The organism is Rhizobium sp. 57MFTsu3.2 (assembly GCF_012932765.1).
In the GTDB taxonomy this organism is placed as follows: Bacteria; Pseudomonadota; Alphaproteobacteria; order Rhizobiales; family Rhizobiaceae; genus Rhizobium; species Rhizobium altiplani.
Genome location: NZ_JDWI01000004.1, coordinates 155,459 through 170,765 on the forward strand (window position 1 = coordinate 155,459; position 15,307 = coordinate 170,765).

14 protein-coding genes are annotated in these 15,307 nt (G+C 59.5%); 10 read left to right on the forward strand and 4 right to left on the reverse strand.

Annotation, left to right across the window (positions count from 1 at the left end; genetic code table 11):
- Window positions 1–284 precede the first annotated feature (284 nt).
- Window positions 285–815: a DedA family protein gene (locus tag AF71_RS06630; protein ID WP_169680458.1), complete on the reverse strand. Its 531-nt coding sequence runs from the start codon at window positions 813–815 to the stop codon at window positions 285–287.
- Window positions 816–1,037: 222 nt separating this feature from the next.
- Here AF71_RS06630 and AF71_RS06635 point away from each other — a divergent pair, with 222 nt between their 5' ends.
- From AF71_RS06635 to AF71_RS06660, 6 genes are all read left to right on the forward strand, one after another.
- On the forward strand, window positions 1,038–4,109 hold the full coding sequence (locus AF71_RS06635) for an AAA family ATPase (protein WP_169680459.1): 3,072 nt from the start codon (window positions 1,038–1,040) through the stop codon (window positions 4,107–4,109).
- On the forward strand, window positions 4,093–5,307 hold the full coding sequence (locus AF71_RS06640; RefSeq protein ID WP_312867214.1) for a YcaO-like family protein: 1,215 nt from the start codon (window positions 4,093–4,095) through the stop codon (window positions 5,305–5,307). Before AF71_RS06635 ends, AF71_RS06640 begins: the two co-directional genes overlap by 17 nt.
- 9 nt (window positions 5,308–5,316) lie before the next feature.
- Complete coding sequence (locus AF71_RS06645; RefSeq protein WP_169680460.1) at window positions 5,317–6,072, forward strand: TfuA-like protein; 756 nt, start codon at window positions 5,317–5,319, stop codon at window positions 6,070–6,072.
- A 40-nt stretch (window positions 6,073–6,112) separates the two neighbouring features.
- A complete protein-coding gene (locus AF71_RS06650) occupies window positions 6,113–7,291 on the forward strand; it encodes a hypothetical protein (protein ID WP_169680461.1) in 1,179 nt (392 codons plus the stop codon).
- Window positions 7,292–7,313: 22 nt separating this feature from the next.
- A complete protein-coding gene (locus AF71_RS06655; protein WP_169680462.1) occupies window positions 7,314–7,856 on the forward strand; it encodes a hypothetical protein in 543 nt (180 codons plus the stop codon).
- Window positions 7,857–7,940: 84 nt separating this feature from the next.
- On the forward strand, window positions 7,941–8,762 hold the full coding sequence (locus AF71_RS06660) for a pyrroline-5-carboxylate reductase (RefSeq protein ID WP_169680463.1): 822 nt from the start codon (window positions 7,941–7,943) through the stop codon (window positions 8,760–8,762).
- 5 nt (window positions 8,763–8,767) lie between these two features.
- Here the strand turns inward: AF71_RS06660 and AF71_RS06665 are convergent, their stop codons facing one another.
- A complete protein-coding gene (locus AF71_RS06665) occupies window positions 8,768–9,316 on the reverse strand; it encodes a cupin domain-containing protein (RefSeq protein WP_169680464.1) in 549 nt (182 codons plus the stop codon).
- Between the two features lie 142 nt (window positions 9,317–9,458).
- On the opposite strand from AF71_RS06665, the gene AF71_RS06670 reads away from it, so the two are divergent.
- From AF71_RS06670 to AF71_RS06680, 3 genes are all read left to right on the forward strand, one after another.
- Entirely contained in the window at window positions 9,459–10,793 is a 1,335-nt protein-coding gene (locus tag AF71_RS06670; RefSeq protein WP_169680465.1) for an aspartate aminotransferase family protein, read from the forward strand.
- Window positions 10,794–10,984: 191 nt separating this feature from the next.
- Entirely contained in the window at window positions 10,985–11,662 is a 678-nt protein-coding gene (locus AF71_RS06675; protein WP_169680466.1) for a dimethylsulfonioproprionate lyase family protein, read from the forward strand.
- Between the two features lie 118 nt (window positions 11,663–11,780).
- Window positions 11,781–13,577 (forward strand): PAS domain S-box protein, encoded by a 1,797-nt coding sequence (locus AF71_RS06680; protein ID WP_169680467.1) that lies wholly within the window; start codon window positions 11,781–11,783, stop codon window positions 13,575–13,577.
- A 29-nt stretch (window positions 13,578–13,606) separates the two neighbouring features.
- On the opposite strand, the gene AF71_RS06685 is transcribed toward AF71_RS06680, so the two are convergent.
- Window positions 13,607–14,314 (reverse strand): L,D-transpeptidase, encoded by a 708-nt coding sequence (locus tag AF71_RS06685; RefSeq protein WP_169680469.1) that lies wholly within the window; start codon window positions 14,312–14,314, stop codon window positions 13,607–13,609.
- 204 nt (window positions 14,315–14,518) lie between these two features.
- The gene (locus AF71_RS06690; RefSeq protein ID WP_169680470.1) at window positions 14,519–14,803 is read right to left on the reverse strand and encodes an acylphosphatase; all 285 of its coding nucleotides are present in this window, start codon (window positions 14,801–14,803) and stop codon (window positions 14,519–14,521) included.
- A 202-nt stretch (window positions 14,804–15,005) separates the two neighbouring features.
- Between AF71_RS06690 and AF71_RS31525 the strand changes: the two genes are divergently transcribed.
- Window positions 15,006–15,302, forward strand: coding sequence for a hypothetical protein (locus AF71_RS31525; RefSeq protein ID WP_246733595.1), 297 nt, complete (start codon window positions 15,006–15,008; stop codon window positions 15,300–15,302).
- Window positions 15,303–15,307: the final 5 nt, after the last annotated feature.

The following is a 15,307-nucleotide window of genomic DNA, read 5'->3' on the forward strand; positions in this document are numbered from 1 at the left end:
CTGCAAGCCACGCGTAATGATGGTTTCTTCGCTTATTCCGGGATCGCTGGATTGGAGAATCCCCGATCGCCGGTCCGCAGGTGCGGAAAAGGTGGTTCGTTGGCCACAGAAGCCTGAGGCCAGCAAGGCTGGCTTTCATCTGTGGTATGAAGCAGCGCCAACAGATTCGACGCCGAGACACGGTCCACGCGGCTCGACGAAGCCGAGCGTTTCGGCTGAGACCGTCACCCGCGTCTCCAAGTGCCCGAGCGCGCGGAGCGTCGCGCCATTTCGCGCCTGACCGCTTAAGCACTGACCGCGACGAGGATTGCAGCCAAAGCCAGCGCGATCAACACGTGCAAATGAAGTTCCAGCCGGCCGATCAATATCTCAACGGCGTGTCCGGCCAGGAATCCAATCGCCGTTATCGCAACGCCCCAGATCAGCGCGGCGATCGCATTGAGTATAATGAACTTCCGTGCCGAGACGTTCGAGACGCCGATTGCAACGGGGCTGATCGTTCGCATGCCGTAGATGAAGCGAAAGGCGAGGATAAAGCCTGTCGGATGTGCTTCGAGGAGCTTCGTCACTCTCGCGATCGGGTCCGATTCCAGCAACTTTTGAACATAGGACCACTTGGTGGCGTAGCGACCTGACAAGAAGAAGAACTGGTCTGCAGCAAAGGATCCGAGACACGCTGCCAGAGCGACCTGCCAATATGGAACAAGCTGCCGATGAGCGAGGACACCACCCAGAAACGCTGCCGTTTCCCCTTCAACACCGGCCCCGATAAAAACGGCCAAGACGCCGTACTCGCCAATCAGCCTCTCCAGCAATGCCTAGCCTCCGGCCGCCCTACAACCCGCAATCTGCCCTGAATTGCGTCGTGCAGCAACGTCCGCAGGCGTGTTCGAGGCGTGAAGAGCGCCAAGCTGCCATTTCCCCGGTTTGTTGCGAAAGTAGTTGCCCTGAGCACAACGACACACTCACGCAACACGCCAAGAATGTGTTAGCCTCGTCAGTAGGCGGCTTTGGCCTAGCGGCTTGGGGAAAGCGCGATGCAGGACAAAGATCCGAATGGCGCCAGAAAACCACCGGCCGGAAACGTCCGGAGGAATCCAGAGGTCGTATCCAGCGCGATCGAGCGCCGGATTGTGACGGCGCTTTGCTACGATCTTGTCGATTCAACGGAACTCTTCCACCGCATGGATCTCGAAGATTATCGCGAGTTGATATCCGCGTTTCAGGCAGCCGCCAACAAATCAATCGTCGCCCAATCGGGCGTAGTTCGGGTGGAGGCTGGCGATGGCGGGCTCGCCTTGTTTCCGATTGATATCGGAGCGCGGGATGCCGCTTCCCTTGCCATTCGTGCGGGCTTGCAAATCATCGAGACCTGCAGGCGCGTCGGGGAGACGGCCGGTCGTTCGGATCTGCAAGTTCGTGTGGGCATTGCCACCTCCGTCGCCCTTGTTCAGGAGCCTCAGAAGCAAAGCTGGACCCATGAGCCTGTTGTCGGCGTGGCACTTGCGCTCGCCACCCGTCTTGAGACCGTCGCTGCTCCCAATACAGTCTTCGTGTCTGACGAAACCTGCAGGCTGGCGGGCCGCTCGCATGCGTTCTCCTTCGAGGGCATCTGGAACCTCAAGGGGTTCGAGGCGCCGGAACGAGCATGGCGCGCACTCGGTCATAAGAATGAAGTGGACAGGTTCTATGCCTTCGGGAGGCTCGGCAATCCTTTCGTGGGCCGCGTAGAGGAGCTCGGCACGCTATCGAAAGCGTGGAAAAGCGTCGTTGCCGGGAACGGACAGACGGTCATTATCGAGGGGGACGCCGGCATTGGAAAATCACGCCTTCTGCATGAGTTCCGCAGACTGACCCGTGCAGAGCGATCGAAATCCTTCTTCTTCCAATGCGTGCCCGGCGGCTTTCACTCGACACTGCATCCTTTGGCCAACAGCCTTACCGGCATGCCCGAGACGGGTGGGCAGACGAAATTGACGGCATCCGCAGTCGCCAGCCGGTTTCGCCGCCACGGCATACGGGACAATGACATCGCCGAGCTCTTCTCCTATCTGCTCGGAGCCGAGGGGCAGAGCGAAAACCTCGCCGGCAGCAATCCCAGACTGATCCGGGAGAGAGCGCGACAGGCAATCCCGAAAGCGATGCAGGCACTCTGTGAAAACGGGCCCCTTCTCTTTGTCGTCGAGGACGTTCACTGGATAGATCCGACTTCTCGAGAGTTTTTGATTGAGGCGGCCCGCGCCATCCTGGGGCTACCGATCCTCCTGATTGCGACCACACGCCCTGAGGCGACCATGGAATGGCCAGAGGACGCCCGTCCATCGCGACTGCCTCTAAACCCTCTCGATGCAGACCAGACGAGGCTTGCAATCGAGCGCAACTGGCCACAGCACAGAGCGGCGGAGTTTGAAGACCTGGTTGAGGTAACCGAGCGGATTTCGGGCGGCGTGCCGCTTTTCATCGAGCAGATATGCCAATGGATGTCCGAGACCACGATTACGGGTGTCACGATCCCGGAAAGCGGAGCGTCGGCGCATATCTCGACATTTGAAGAGATCCTCGAAGCACGGCTCGGCAATCTCGGCCCAATTAGAGACGTGGCACGCGCCGGAGCCGTTGCTGGCTCCCGCTTTACCTTGTCGCTTCTTCAGACTCTGCTTCCGGACTATGACAGGAAGGCGCTGGCAAACGCGGCGGATACACTTTGTAACACCGGCTTCGTAACGCATGTGCGAGCCGGCGGAACGGTTACCTATGGCTTTCGCCATTCACTGATCCAGGAGACGATATACAAACTGCTGCTACGGCGACAAAGCCAGGCGCTTCATCGCCGCCTCTTCGAAGCACTGACCGAAGACCCCACGATCGCACCGTGGATCGATGGCGGTGCGCGTGCCGAGCATGCGGAACGTGCGGGTCTCAAGGAGACCGCCGTGGAATTGTTCATTACGGCCGGCCAGGAGGCCGCACGTCGGTCGGCCCTGGTCGAAGCTCGCCATCATCTCGAGCATGGCCTCTCAATCTGCGACGAGCTCGGCATGAACGAGCGGGTCGATCGGCTGCGGCTATCGGCCGTCATTGCATTGGGACCAGTGCTTACCGGGACAATCGGCCTGAATTCGCCGCCAGCGCGAAAGCTTTACGAAGATGGGGTGGAAATCGCCAATCGACAACCGCTGGAAGAGAAGTCGCGATGGTTTCCAATCTACTGGGGTTGGTGGCTGACGGGTTCCGATTTTTTGACGATGCACGAACGCGCCATGGAGGTTCAGGTCATGCTGGCAGGCATCCGGGACCCGGAGGTACGCCTGCAGATGAACCACTGCATCTGGGCGATCGACTTCAACCTCGGACGCCACAGGGAAACGCAGAATGCTGTGCGGGAAGGCCTGGCTCTCTACGACGCACAAAGGGCGACCGAAGCGCGAACCATCTACGGTGGGCACGATGCCTGTGCCTGTGGCCTGGGCCAACTGGCCCACTCGCTGTGGCTGACAGGCAAAACGCATGAATCAGACCGCGTACTGAAAGAGATGATCCAGTTCGTGAATGGCATTTCCCACCTGCCGAGCAAAGCACACTCTCTCGACGTGGAGGCTGTCGCGGCATTCTATCGCAATGATTACAAACGCTTGACAGCCATCTCGGAAGAGATGTCTGAATTTTCCAGACAGAATGAAATGCAATCTTTGGCCGGACTCTCGCTCCTTTTCGGCGGATGGGCCGAAGCACATCTTGGAAACGTCGCAGGCGGTTATGAGAGGTTCTGCAAGGGATTTGACCTTTTGGGAGAGCTCGGCACGGTCATCGACCTGCCGATCTATCTCTCGATGCAGGCCGCAATGCTCGGCCTTGACGGTAAGGTCGATCGCGCCATCGAGGTCGCCAGCCAGGCGATCGTCAAAGCAAGGGAAACAGGTCACGCCTATTGGCTCGCGGAATTGTACCGCGTTCGGGCCATGCTGCGCGCCCGCTCCGGCGCGATGCGCGAGCTCGTCATGGAAGATTTGCGTCTTGCTGCAGAGATCGCCCAAACGCAGGGGGCGGCCGCACTCCAGGACAGAATAAGGGAGTCGCTCGAGGAGTTTGGCCTTGTTGTCGACCGATGAGCCCAACGGCGCCATTTCAGGGGGCGGCCTCTTCGACGAGTTTGCGGCAGAGGTCACCGCCAACCGGGGGGCATCGTTGGGCAGGGCCGAGGTCGATCCGCCAGATGATTACCTGCGAAGGCTCCTGCCAATCTGCCGGCATGCAGGAATAACACGCGTCGCAGACCTCACCGGCCTTGACCGGTTGGGGCTTCCCACGGTCCAGGCAATCCGCCCAGCTGCCCTTTCCGAAGTGACCTCGCTTGGCCGCGGCCGATCCATAGTTCATGCCGCCATCGGCGCGATCATGGAGACACTTGAGCGCCATTACGCCGAGTTGGTTCCCGCCACCAGCGCCGTCCTTGGAAGCGCCGATGAGCTCGCCATCCCGGAGGGCCTCTTCGATCGTCAGCTTGACGACCACGCAACATCGGCCTGGCGGTCGAAACCAACCCTCTGGATCATGGGCTATGACCTTTGCCTCCGACACAGCCAAATGGTTCCTCTTGAACTCGTGCACACACGCTATACGGATCCGCCCCCGGATTTCGACGGGCTCTTCCTGCGTACCACCACCGGTCTAGCCTGCCATTCAACCTGGCATCAAGCGACCGCACATGCGCTCCTCGAGTGTATAGAACGCGACGCAATTGCCCGGGCATTCGACACGCACGGCTTCTTCGACAGATACCGGCTTTCCCCCGGAAGCCTCGGTCCCGCCGTCGATCACCTGACCGGTCTTCTTGCGGAACACAATATATCGGCCGGGTTCTGGCATGCCCCCTCCCCGACTGGCGTTAGCGTCGTCTGGTGCCAGACGATCGAGCTCGGTGGCGGCCATCCCCTGCTCGCATTGCCGACGGAAGGTTATTCGGCTGGAAAAGACCTCGCCGAGGCGGCAGAAAATGCCTTGTGCGAGGCGCTGGCGGCCCGTGCCGGAGCCATCTCAGGCGCTCGCGACGATCAGACGACGCGACACTATCACAAGCGGGTCGATAGCATTGTTGCAAAGGCCCGGCAGCTCATCCTCAATCCAGTTTCTTTCACGCAAATCGTTGACGCCCCTCCTATTTCGAGCCTCCAGGATCTGCTCGACCGCATCGAAGACGCCGAGCTTGGACCCGTTCTTGCGGTTCCCCTGGGTTCACATCCAGGCGGGCCCGTTCGTTGCGTCAGGATGCTGATGCCCCGAGCCCGCCCGTTCAACGTCGTGCGCTAGGAGGTCAAAATGAGTGCGGCAGATCTAGCCGGACCGATACTGGTTTTTCTGGGGCCGACACTGCGACTGCCTGAGGCTCAGGCGGCACTTGATGCCGTTTACCTGCAGCCGGTGGCACAGGGCGACATCCTGCTTGCGGCCCATGCATTTCGTCCAAGAGCGATGGTCATCATCGACGGGCAGTTCGAAGACCGCCCATCGGTCCGGCACAAGGAGATTTTATGGGCGCTGGCGCAAGGGATCGTCGTGATCGGAGCAGCAAGCATGGGAGCGCTTCGGGCTGCGGAGTTGGGTCCATACGGCATGATCGGCGTCGGATTGATTTTCCGGTGGTACAGGCGCTGGGTGCTGACCCCAGACGATGCCGTCGCCGTTCAGTCGGGGCCGGCCGAATTGGGCTTCCCGCCGGTGACAGATGCATTGATCGATCTGCAAAGAACTTTTTCCCATCTGATGCGGCTCGGCCATATAAGCGCCGCTCAACGCGACAGCCTTACCGAAACTGCCCGGCGAATGAATTTTCGCGATCGATCCATTGAGAAGATACTTCGCGCAGAGGGGTGGCCGCGAGAAGAAATCGGCCGCTTGCGTCATCAATTCGTCCGACAGAAGGGTCTTGATGCACTAGCGGCACTCAAATTCGCGCCAGAGTTGTCTGAGAGATTTTCCGGCCGGCGCCCAGCTGAAGCCTGGGTTGCAACGAATACTTTCATTCGCGATCTCGAAGCAACCAATATTGACACTGATCTAATTAATATTTACTAAATAAACGTAAAGTTGCTTTTACATATGGGGCGAGACCAACATGGATTTGCACCCGCATGTTATGGCGGCCTCTACCGAGGCCGGCACAGGAACTCGATTCTGGATTTTTCCTCAGCCTCCGTTCATCCCTGGCTACGAGCAGCCAGATCGCGTCTGGCTGTCGATTCTACCCAACGAGATTTTCCCTGGGCCGAGCGATGCCCGCATGTATGTGGCTGATCCGCTCTACAGCAAGCAGCCCTACGGCTATTCGCGCCTGCCACCCTTTAACGGCATCAGGCGTCCACCAGTGCATGCGGGCCCTGACGGACATTTCGACAGCTTGGATCCGCTGTCGCGACCCTATCTCGGCGTTCATGCCTATGCCTGCATCCATCGTGTGCTCGAAATCTGGCAGAGTTACCTCGGTCATCGGGTTCAGTGGTTTTTCGATGCCACGCTTCCCAGACTGGAGATCATCCCTTTGGTCGACTGGGACAACGCCCAGGCAGGCTATGGCTTTCTGGAACTTGGACGCTCGGATGTCGGTGGAACGCCAAGACCTTACGCGCTGAATTTCGATGCGATCGCCCATGAGGTCGGGCACCTGATCATCTTCTCGGAAATAGGCATTCCGGTCGGAGCCTCCCGCGAGAGCGAGTTCTTTCCCTTCTCGGAAGGCTTTTCCGACTGTGTATCGCTGATCTCTTTTCTCTCCTTCGATTCCGCTATCGACCGGTTGCTGCGAAGGACAAAGGGAGATCTGCTGCTCTACAACGAGCTCAATCGCTTCGCCGAAACCAGCCCGGAAACCCAGATCCGCCTCGCGACCAACTTCAGACGCATGTCGGAAGTCACACGCGACCCGCACGACCGCGCGCTGCCCTTCGTCGGCGCCGTCTTCGACACGATCGTCGAACTCTACCATCGCAATCTCGTGGCCAACGGTTCTGCCGAACGGCGGCTTCTCGAGGTGGATTTGCGCCATCTGACACTTGACGAGTTTGATCGCTTCCGCGAACTGACGGCGCAATCTTTTCGCACCAGACCCCTTTATTTTCAGCTGGCTTTGGAGAAGGCGAGGGACGACGTCGGACGTGCGCTCGCCACTTCGCTGAAGAATCTCGACGCTCGGACTTTGACATTCAACCAGGCCGCAGGGTCGATCGTTGATGCCGCCGACGGTGCTGTGGCGGAAGCTTTCAGGGCAAGTTTTGCATGGCGTGAAATCACCTATTGAGGCAACCCGAAAGGAGAGGACAATGAGCGATTGCTGCAGAAATCCAAACGTCGGAACGTCCGGCCCTTACGACCCGAGTGAGGTGCGACTATATGGACGCCCTGCAACGGAAAGCGTCAAAGTCGATGCCAAAGACGCCGAAAAGGCGAAAGCGAGCGTGAACATTTCGCTACTGCATGATCATGAGGCAATCTGCCTGCCGATCGCAGTGGGGCTGCCGTGGGTCAGGTTTGGTGACCCCTGCCAAGGCTATCTCAAGAGCATTGGCGTTATCTATGGCTACGCCTACGAAGGGCAATGCTACAAGATGCCAAAACCGCTGATCATGCTGCTTCCAGAGAAGCCAAAACCGATTGCATACGACGATTGTGGCTGTGATTGCGGTTACTCGCCGGCCCTTGGCTACCTCGTCTGGCAGCTGGATAAGAGGCAGAGTGTCGTTACCCTCGATGTCAGGACGGACGACCTCAAGACGCTCGTACTCGATGAAAACATGCCCGGAAACAGATCGCCGCAGGCCTATTCACATTCCATGTCGCTGGCACCCATGCGGGCGCGGGAGTAGTCATTTCGGTTTGCGGGTCGATCGTCCGAGCGGCCCGCCTGCCTTGCCACATGGCGCGCGGAACGCTATTTCGCGGTGCGGGCAATGTCCGGCCTGACCGCGCAGCGTGGGGAGAGTGGCGTGCAGACAGAAAAAATCGGCTTCATCGGGACCGGGGCAATCAGCGACGCCATGGTCAGGGGCCTGTTGACGAAGCCAGCCGCCGTCGCGCAGGTGACCATTTCGCCTCGCAACGCCGCGATCGCCCAAAAATTGGCTGCGGACTTTTCAGAAGTCTCGATTGCCGCCGACAATCAGGCCGTCATCGACGCGAGCGACGTGATTGTCCTGGCGGTGCGCCCGCAAATTGCGAAGGAGGTTCTCGGCGGACTGACGTTCCGAAAGGGTCAATCCGTTCTCAGCGTCATTGCAGCCACCGATCGCAAGACACTTCTTGAATGGATCGGGGCTGATGTTCACCTCGTCCAGGCCATTCCACTGCCTTTTGTGGCCGACCGCGAAGGCGTGACGGCCGTTTTTCCGCCGGACTCTCGCATTGCGGCGCTCTTTACCGTTATGGGTACCGCGGTCGAATGCGAGACCAAGGAGGAGTACGACCTATTGGCGGCGGCCAGCTCCCTGATGTCGACCGTCCTCGGAATCATGGACATTTCGGCTGCGTGGCTGGAACAACGTGGCCTCACCAAAGGCAAGGGACGCGCCTATATCGCGCCGCTGTTTACCAATCTCACGCAGACTGCGCTGCGCTCGAAAACCGTTCCGCTTAAAGAACTCAGCAGCGAGTTTGCGACGAAGGGCGGCCTCAACGAACAGGTGTTGTCCGACTTTGAGAAAAACGGCGGGCGCGATGCCCTGATCTCGGCGCTTGACCGCGTCCTGGCGAGGATACAGGGCGCCAAAGCCTGAAAGGTCTAGAATGTCGGCGGTGTGCAGGCGCTGATGACCTCGCATGCAATCGGCCCGACGCATCGGAACCGGTGCGGTCGCCGGCTTTCGAAATAATAGGCATCGCCCGGTCCAAGGATCCGACGCTCGTCGTCAACCGTCACTTCGAGCCGCCCGGAGAGAACGATACCGCCCTCTTCTCCCTCGTGAACGAGGAGGACCTTGCCGGTGTCGGAGCCTGGCTGGTAGCACTCCTTCAGGATCTGCAGGCTTCGCCCAAACAGGCTTTCTCCAACCTGCCGATAGGAGATCGGCCCCTTGCCGATCTCGACGAGCTCCTCGGCTGCATAGAATGCCTTTCGTGGCCGCTCCGGTTCGAAGGCAAAGAATTCCGCAAGACCGATGGGGATGCCGTCAAGTATGCGCTTCAGCGCCCCGACGGAAGGGTTGGAGGTGTTCGACTCGATCAGCGAGATCGTTGAATTCGTGACACCGGCGCGCTTGGCCAGTTCGCGTTGAGAGAGATTGTGCATCATCCTCAGATGACGAAGGCGGTTGCCGATATCGACGGACATGGGGCGCGTTTCACCTGTTGCGAATATCGAACATATTCAACTCGTGGCTATACATTTCAAGTGCTTACACACGCAAAGAAAAGGACTTGTCCCTTGACGCAAATCACCGAACATGTCGCCACGCACAATGGAGACTATAGCGGTGGACCAGATCAACATTTCCAACCGGCCTTCCCTCGATAATTTCTGGATGCCGTTTACGGCAAACCGCCAATTCAAGACCGCACCCCGGCTGCTCGCCTCAGCCGAAGGCATGTATTACACGGATATTGATGGCAACAAGGTGCTGGACGGCACGGCTGGCCTCTGGTGCGTCAATGCCGGCCACGGTCGCCAGCGCATCGCGGATGCCGTTGCTCGCCAGCTGCAGGTAATGGACTTTGCCCCGACCTTTCAGATGGGCCATCCCGTCGCCTTCGACTTCGCCGAAAGGCTCGCAAGGATCGCGCCGGGCGGCCCGAGCGCAAAACTCGATCGCGTGTTCTTCACCGGCTCCGGCTCGGAATCGGTCGATACGGCGTTGAAGATTGCGATCGCCTACCAGCGCGCCATCGGCCAGGGCACCCGCACCCGCATCATCGGTCGCGAGAAGGGATATCACGGCGTCGGCTTCGGCGGCATCTCGGTCGGCGGTCTTGTCAACAACCGGCGCGTCTTCCCGCAGATACCGGCCGACCACATGCGCCATACGCTCGACATCGAGCGAAATGGTTTTTCCAAGGGGCTCCCGCAGCATGGGGTCGAGCTGGCCGACGATCTGGAGCGGCTGGTTGCGCTGCATGGCGCAGAAACGATCGCCGCCGTCATCGTCGAGCCGATGTCCGGATCCGCCGGCGTCATCCTGCCGCCGAAGGGGTATCTGGAGCGTCTGCGCGCTATTGCCGACAAGCATGGCATCCTCCTGATCTTCGACGAGGTCATTACCGGCTTTGGACGGCTTGGAACGCCATTTGCGACCGACTATTTCGGTGTCGTTCCCGATCTCGTCACCACCGCCAAGGGTCTGACGAACGGCGCCATTCCGATGGGCGCGGTCTTTGCGAGCCGGAAAGTGCACGACGCCTTGATGGCGGGACCGGAGAGCCAGATCGAACTCTTCCACGGCTATACCTATTCCGGCCACCCGGTTGCCAGTGCTGCAGGCATTGCTACGCTTGAGATCTACGAGGAGGAAGGCTTGCTGACCCGTGCCGCCTCCTTGACCGACACCTGGCAGGACGCCCTTCACTCCTTGAAGGGGCTGAGGCATGTCATCGACATCCGCAACCTCGGGCTCGTCGGTGCAATCGAGCTTGCCTCACGCGACGGCGCGCCAGGTGCGCGTGCCTATGACGTCTTCGTCGACTGCTTCCAGAAGGGGCTGTTGATCCGTGTCACGGGGGATACGATCGCGCTTTCTCCGCCGCTGATCATTGAGAGCGACGAGATCTGGAAGATCGTCTCGGTTCTGGGAGATGCACTGAAACGGGCAGAATAAAGGATCGGCGCGGCGTCGTTTCTGTTTGGCGGTCAACCGCCAAACAGAAACTCAAAGCCTTCGAGCAAAGGATCCCTGGCAACCGCATCCAGCCGCGGTCAGCATGTTCGCAAAAGGCGCTTCGAACAGTTTGCTTTTTGATCCGGCCGGGATAAGGATCGCCTCATGTGATCAAGGAGCGTTCCATACCGATGTCGAAATCCCGGTTGAGAAGGGAAGCAGATCTCCTTCTGCATCGTGGGACCAGGGCTGCCAGCGGCGACTATCCCGTAAGCCGCGCGCGCAGGCCTGTCGCCGTGCAACGCCTGATCGGCGCGTTGGGAAACATCATGCTGTCCGACGCTGCTCCTTTCATGGAGAAATTTGTTGCGGGGAAAGTATTCCACCTGCTGCAGGAACCGGGCGCCATCGCAAACAAGCCGGCCACCTCCCTGCCCCTGGCTCCACAATTGCAGTTTGCGCTGCGCAATTTGGCTTCAAAGGGTGAGCCTTTCGCAGAAGTCGCTGCGGCCATCAACGACATCGCCAAGAGCCTCGAATGGGTTGCGAGCAAAACCGGCCCATTTGCCAGCATCAACATAGAACATACGCATGCGCATGCGGTCGTGGCCGGCATATCCGGCGTGGAAGAGCGAAGCGACGTGGCTCTCGGCCTCACCATCATGGCGCCTTACAGCCGTTTCCCTGACCACATACAGTATCGCTCCCGGGTTTTTCTGGCGCTCTCCGACTGCGAATTCTCCTGCGACGACAAGGGCTGGCAGCGCGGTTCCATCGGTTCGATTTTCTTCAACGAAGCGGGGCACAATGTCGCGATGCGGTGCACCGCACGTCCGCTTCTCGCCGCCTGGTGCCATGTCGAGCGATAACTGACCGCTCCCTTGCATTGCCTCTTGACGTCTGCGCGCCAAACCTTTGAATTACAAGGGCACTCTAGAGAGGACGAGACCCCTGCGCAGCAGTGATACATATACCGCATCGGGCGAGATGGCCGGTCGCATTTTCGGCCACGACTGGGAAGCAAGCGGCCTCGGCCCCTTTTCCTCGTGGCCGGCCGGATTGAAATCGGCCGTCGACATCATGCTACCCGCCAAGGCGCAGATCGTCATATTCTGGGGCCGGGATTTCATCGCTCTTTATAATGACGCCTATGCGCCGACAATCGGGCGCAAGCATCCTCAAGCGCTCGGCCGCCCCGCCCGCGAGCATTGGAGCGAATTATGGAGCGATCTGGAACCGCTCCTGCGACGGGTTCTTGATCACGGAGAGACGGTGGTTGCCAAGGACCGCCCATTCTATATCGAGCGGCACGGCTATCCCGAGACCGCGCACTTCGACATCTCTTACTCACCGATAAGGGACGAAGTGGGGAACGTCGGTGGCGTCTTCTGCATCGTCAGCGAGACCACAGAACGCGTTAGATTCGAGACCGCGTTGCGGGAGAGCGAGGAGCGGTTTCGTGCCATATTCTCGCAGACTGCTGCAGGCATGGGCCAGTCTGATCTCGCGGGGCGTCTGCTCTTGGTCAACAGCCGTTTCTGCGAAATCGTCGGCTACACGGAAGCCGAGCTTCTGAAGATGCGGGTCCAGGACATCACATTTCCCAAGGATCTGGACAACTATGTCCGATCGTTCAGGAGGATGGTGGAAACAGGCGAGAGCTTCGACATCGAGAAACGCTACGTTCGCAAGGATGGCAGCCTCGTTTGGGTGGCGAGTTCCGTCTCGCCTCTTCGCGACAAGAACGGCGACATACGGCAAACCGCAGCGGTCGTCGTCGATATCACTGAACGCAAGCGGGCGCAGGAGGTCGAACGCCGGCTTGCCGCAATCATTGCTTCGTCCGACGATGCCATTCTCGGCACCGACCTGAACATGAGGATCACGAGCTGGAATATCGGAGCGGAGAAGCTCTACGGCTATTCCGCTGAGGAAGCGATCGGCCGATCGGTCATCATTCTGGTTCCGGATGACAGGATTGAAGAGGAGCCTGCGATCATCAGGCAGGTCAGTGCCGGCCGGAAGGTAGAGCCTTATGAGACCAAGCGCCGCCGCAAGGATGGCGGCCTTGTCGACGTCCTACTCAGCGTTTCGCCTATTTTCGACGCCTATGGCAGGATTGTCGGGGCCTCAAAAATAGCGCACGACATCAGCGCCCGAAAGGAGGCCGAGCGGCTCCAGACAGTTCTCGTGGGCGAACTGAACCATCGTGTGAAGAACGTGCTCGCGACCGTGATGGCGATTGCGCGACAGACGCTCGGACGCGAGGAGGCAACCCGGGCCGGCGTGGACGCTTTCGAGGCCAGACTGGCCTCGATGGCCAAGGCACATGATCTCCTGACACACGGCAACTGGGAGCAGGCCGAACTGGAAGCCGTCATCAAGCAGTCTCTGTCTCACTATCAGCGTGACAGGTTTTCGATCTCGGGCCCGAGCATCCAACTGGCGCCGCGGGCGGTTGTGTCTATCTCGCTGGCTCTGCATGAATTGGCGACGAATGCAGCCAAGTATGGGGCCTTGTCCGCACCGGAAGGCCACGTTTCGATTGAATGGTCGCTTGGCGGCGATAACAGGCTGAGGTTGCGCTGGCAGGAAAAGGGCGGGCCGGCCGTTACTCCTCCGTCGCGAAAGGGCTTCGGCTCGCGCCTGATCGAAAACCTGCTGGCGGCCGAGTTGAAGGGTGACGTAACGATCAGCTACGACCCAGCCGGCGTCATCTGCGAGGTCGACGCCGCTGTCGGCGCCGGTTGGGACCATGATCGTTCGAGCGATCCAGCGCCGTAATGGCGAACACCGCCTGCGTCAGGCGGTGTTCACTTCACAACCAGTGGCGCCTTGCCTCTCACACGTTCGTAAAGGTCGATGACGTCCTGATTGAACATCCGTACGCAGCCAGACGAGGCGTTCTTGCCGATCGTTTGCCATTCCGGAGAGCCGTGGATGCGATAGAGCGTGTCCTGGCCGTCCTGAAAGATGTATAGTGCGCGTGCCCCGAGGGGATTGTTCACGCCGGGCTGCATGCCTTGCTTCCACTGTTCGAGTTTCGGATTGCGACTGATCATCGACGGTGTCGGTGTCCATGTCGGATACTTTCGCTTCCACTGAATGATTGCACGCCCCTTCCATGCCCGGCCCTGGGCACCGAGGCTCACACCGTAGCGAATAGCTCGTCCGTCCTTCAGCACCAGGTAGAGAAACTTTTTCTCGGTCTCAACCACGATGGTGCCCGGCGGCTCGTCGGTCGCATAATCGACTTCCTGACGCAAATAGTCGGGATGGACCGCCGTGTGATCTATCGCGGGCCAGCGAAACTCACCCTCGTCGACTTCGGCATAGGCGATGGAATAGTCCGGTTTCTCGGCAGCCCCCTCCACCGGCGGGATCTGGGGCTGCGGCTCCGGCACAGGCGTGACCGCCTCCATCGCAGGGGCTGCGGCAGTTGCGACAATTCGTTCTGCGGGGAGTTGCGTACAAGCCGCAAGAAGCAAGGCGCCGGCCGCTGCCAACAGCGGTCGGATCATGGACGTGGCATGCAATTTCAAAGATTCCGATTCATGTTTCAGTCAGGCAAGACATCCCTACTCGCTCATACCATGGCTGAAATGTGTTTTCGGTCATCAGAAATGCAGGACGAGGTCGCGTTAAGGCGAGACTGTTGAAAGAGGACAACAATTGGCTGTTGCCCATAGCCGCGGCGAGGAGCTCGCGGTTTCTCCCAATCCGCGCTATGCCGTAATCCGAAATCCGGAGGGGACGCTGTCCGGGGATACCGGTTCGGCCTCGACAGCTTGCACCGACGCGCCGGGGGGGCCTTTCCAAAATTCCTTCAGCATCGCCGAGACGGCCGTCTCCGGTCCCGCAATAAGCGCGGTCACGGATCCATCGGTCTCGTTGCGGACCCAGCCCGCAAGGCCGAACTCCTTAGCCCGTGCCCGCGTCCAAACTCGAAAACTGACGCCCTGGACGAGGCCGGATATCCTCACCCGAACGGCTTCAGGATTCTCGCTCATGCTCGCCTCCGTTGGTCGCGCCCGTCTAAGCAATCTGGCGCATACCGAGAGAATTCAAGGACTGCCCCGCACCCAGGCCCACGCAATCGTTAAGCATTGGCCGATATACTGCGATTTTCAACGCCATAACTGCTTGTTTTGCTGGACGAAACAGAATGACGCGCTACATTGGTAAGTGCTTCAACTTGAAGGGATCTCGATCATGCGCAGGCTTATCGCAGTGACTTCAGTGCTCCTCCTCAGTTTCGCTGGTTCGGCCCTTGCGCAAGCAAATATGGGGATGGACAGCAGCGGCCGCCTCGACGGGTCGCCGCCACTTGGAACCTCGCCTGATACCGAAGGAACAGGTGGAGGCGGGTTCTCGATACCGATCGACTTTGGTACCACGACGACGAGTACCAACTCCATACAGTGGACCGGTTGCCCCGAGGGCCAACACCGAACGGTTCGGGGTGGAACCAACACCGTTACCAATCAGGCGTGCCGGAACAACAATTGAGCAAT

Excerpts from the sequence above, each read along its gene's own strand:
- AF71_RS06635 (WP_169680459.1), top strand. The coding sequence starts at position 1,038 with ATGCAGGACAAAGATCCGAATGGCGCCAGAAAACCACCGGCCGGAAAC.
- AF71_RS06645 (WP_169680460.1), top strand. The coding sequence starts at position 5,317 with ATGAGTGCGGCAGATCTAGCCGGACCGATACTGGTTTTTCTGGGGCCG.
- AF71_RS06650 (WP_169680461.1), top strand. The coding sequence starts at position 6,113 with ATGGATTTGCACCCGCATGTTATGGCGGCCTCTACCGAGGCCGGCACA.
- AF71_RS06655 (WP_169680462.1), top strand. The coding sequence starts at position 7,314 with ATGAGCGATTGCTGCAGAAATCCAAACGTCGGAACGTCCGGCCCTTAC.
- AF71_RS06660 (WP_169680463.1), top strand. The coding sequence starts at position 7,941 with ATGTCCGGCCTGACCGCGCAGCGTGGGGAGAGTGGCGTGCAGACAGAA.
- AF71_RS06665 (WP_169680464.1), bottom strand. The coding sequence starts at position 9,316 with ATGTCCGTCGATATCGGCAACCGCCTTCGTCATCTGAGGATGATGCAC.
- AF71_RS06675 (WP_169680466.1), top strand. The coding sequence starts at position 10,985 with ATGTCGAAATCCCGGTTGAGAAGGGAAGCAGATCTCCTTCTGCATCGT.
- AF71_RS06680 (WP_169680467.1), top strand. The coding sequence starts at position 11,781 with ATGGCCGGTCGCATTTTCGGCCACGACTGGGAAGCAAGCGGCCTCGGC.
- AF71_RS06685 (WP_169680469.1), bottom strand. The coding sequence starts at position 14,314 with ATGATCCGACCGCTGTTGGCAGCGGCCGGCGCCTTGCTTCTTGCGGCT.
- AF71_RS06690 (WP_169680470.1), bottom strand. The coding sequence starts at position 14,803 with ATGAGCGAGAATCCTGAAGCCGTTCGGGTGAGGATATCCGGCCTCGTC.
- AF71_RS31525 (WP_246733595.1), top strand. The coding sequence starts at position 15,006 with ATGCGCAGGCTTATCGCAGTGACTTCAGTGCTCCTCCTCAGTTTCGCT.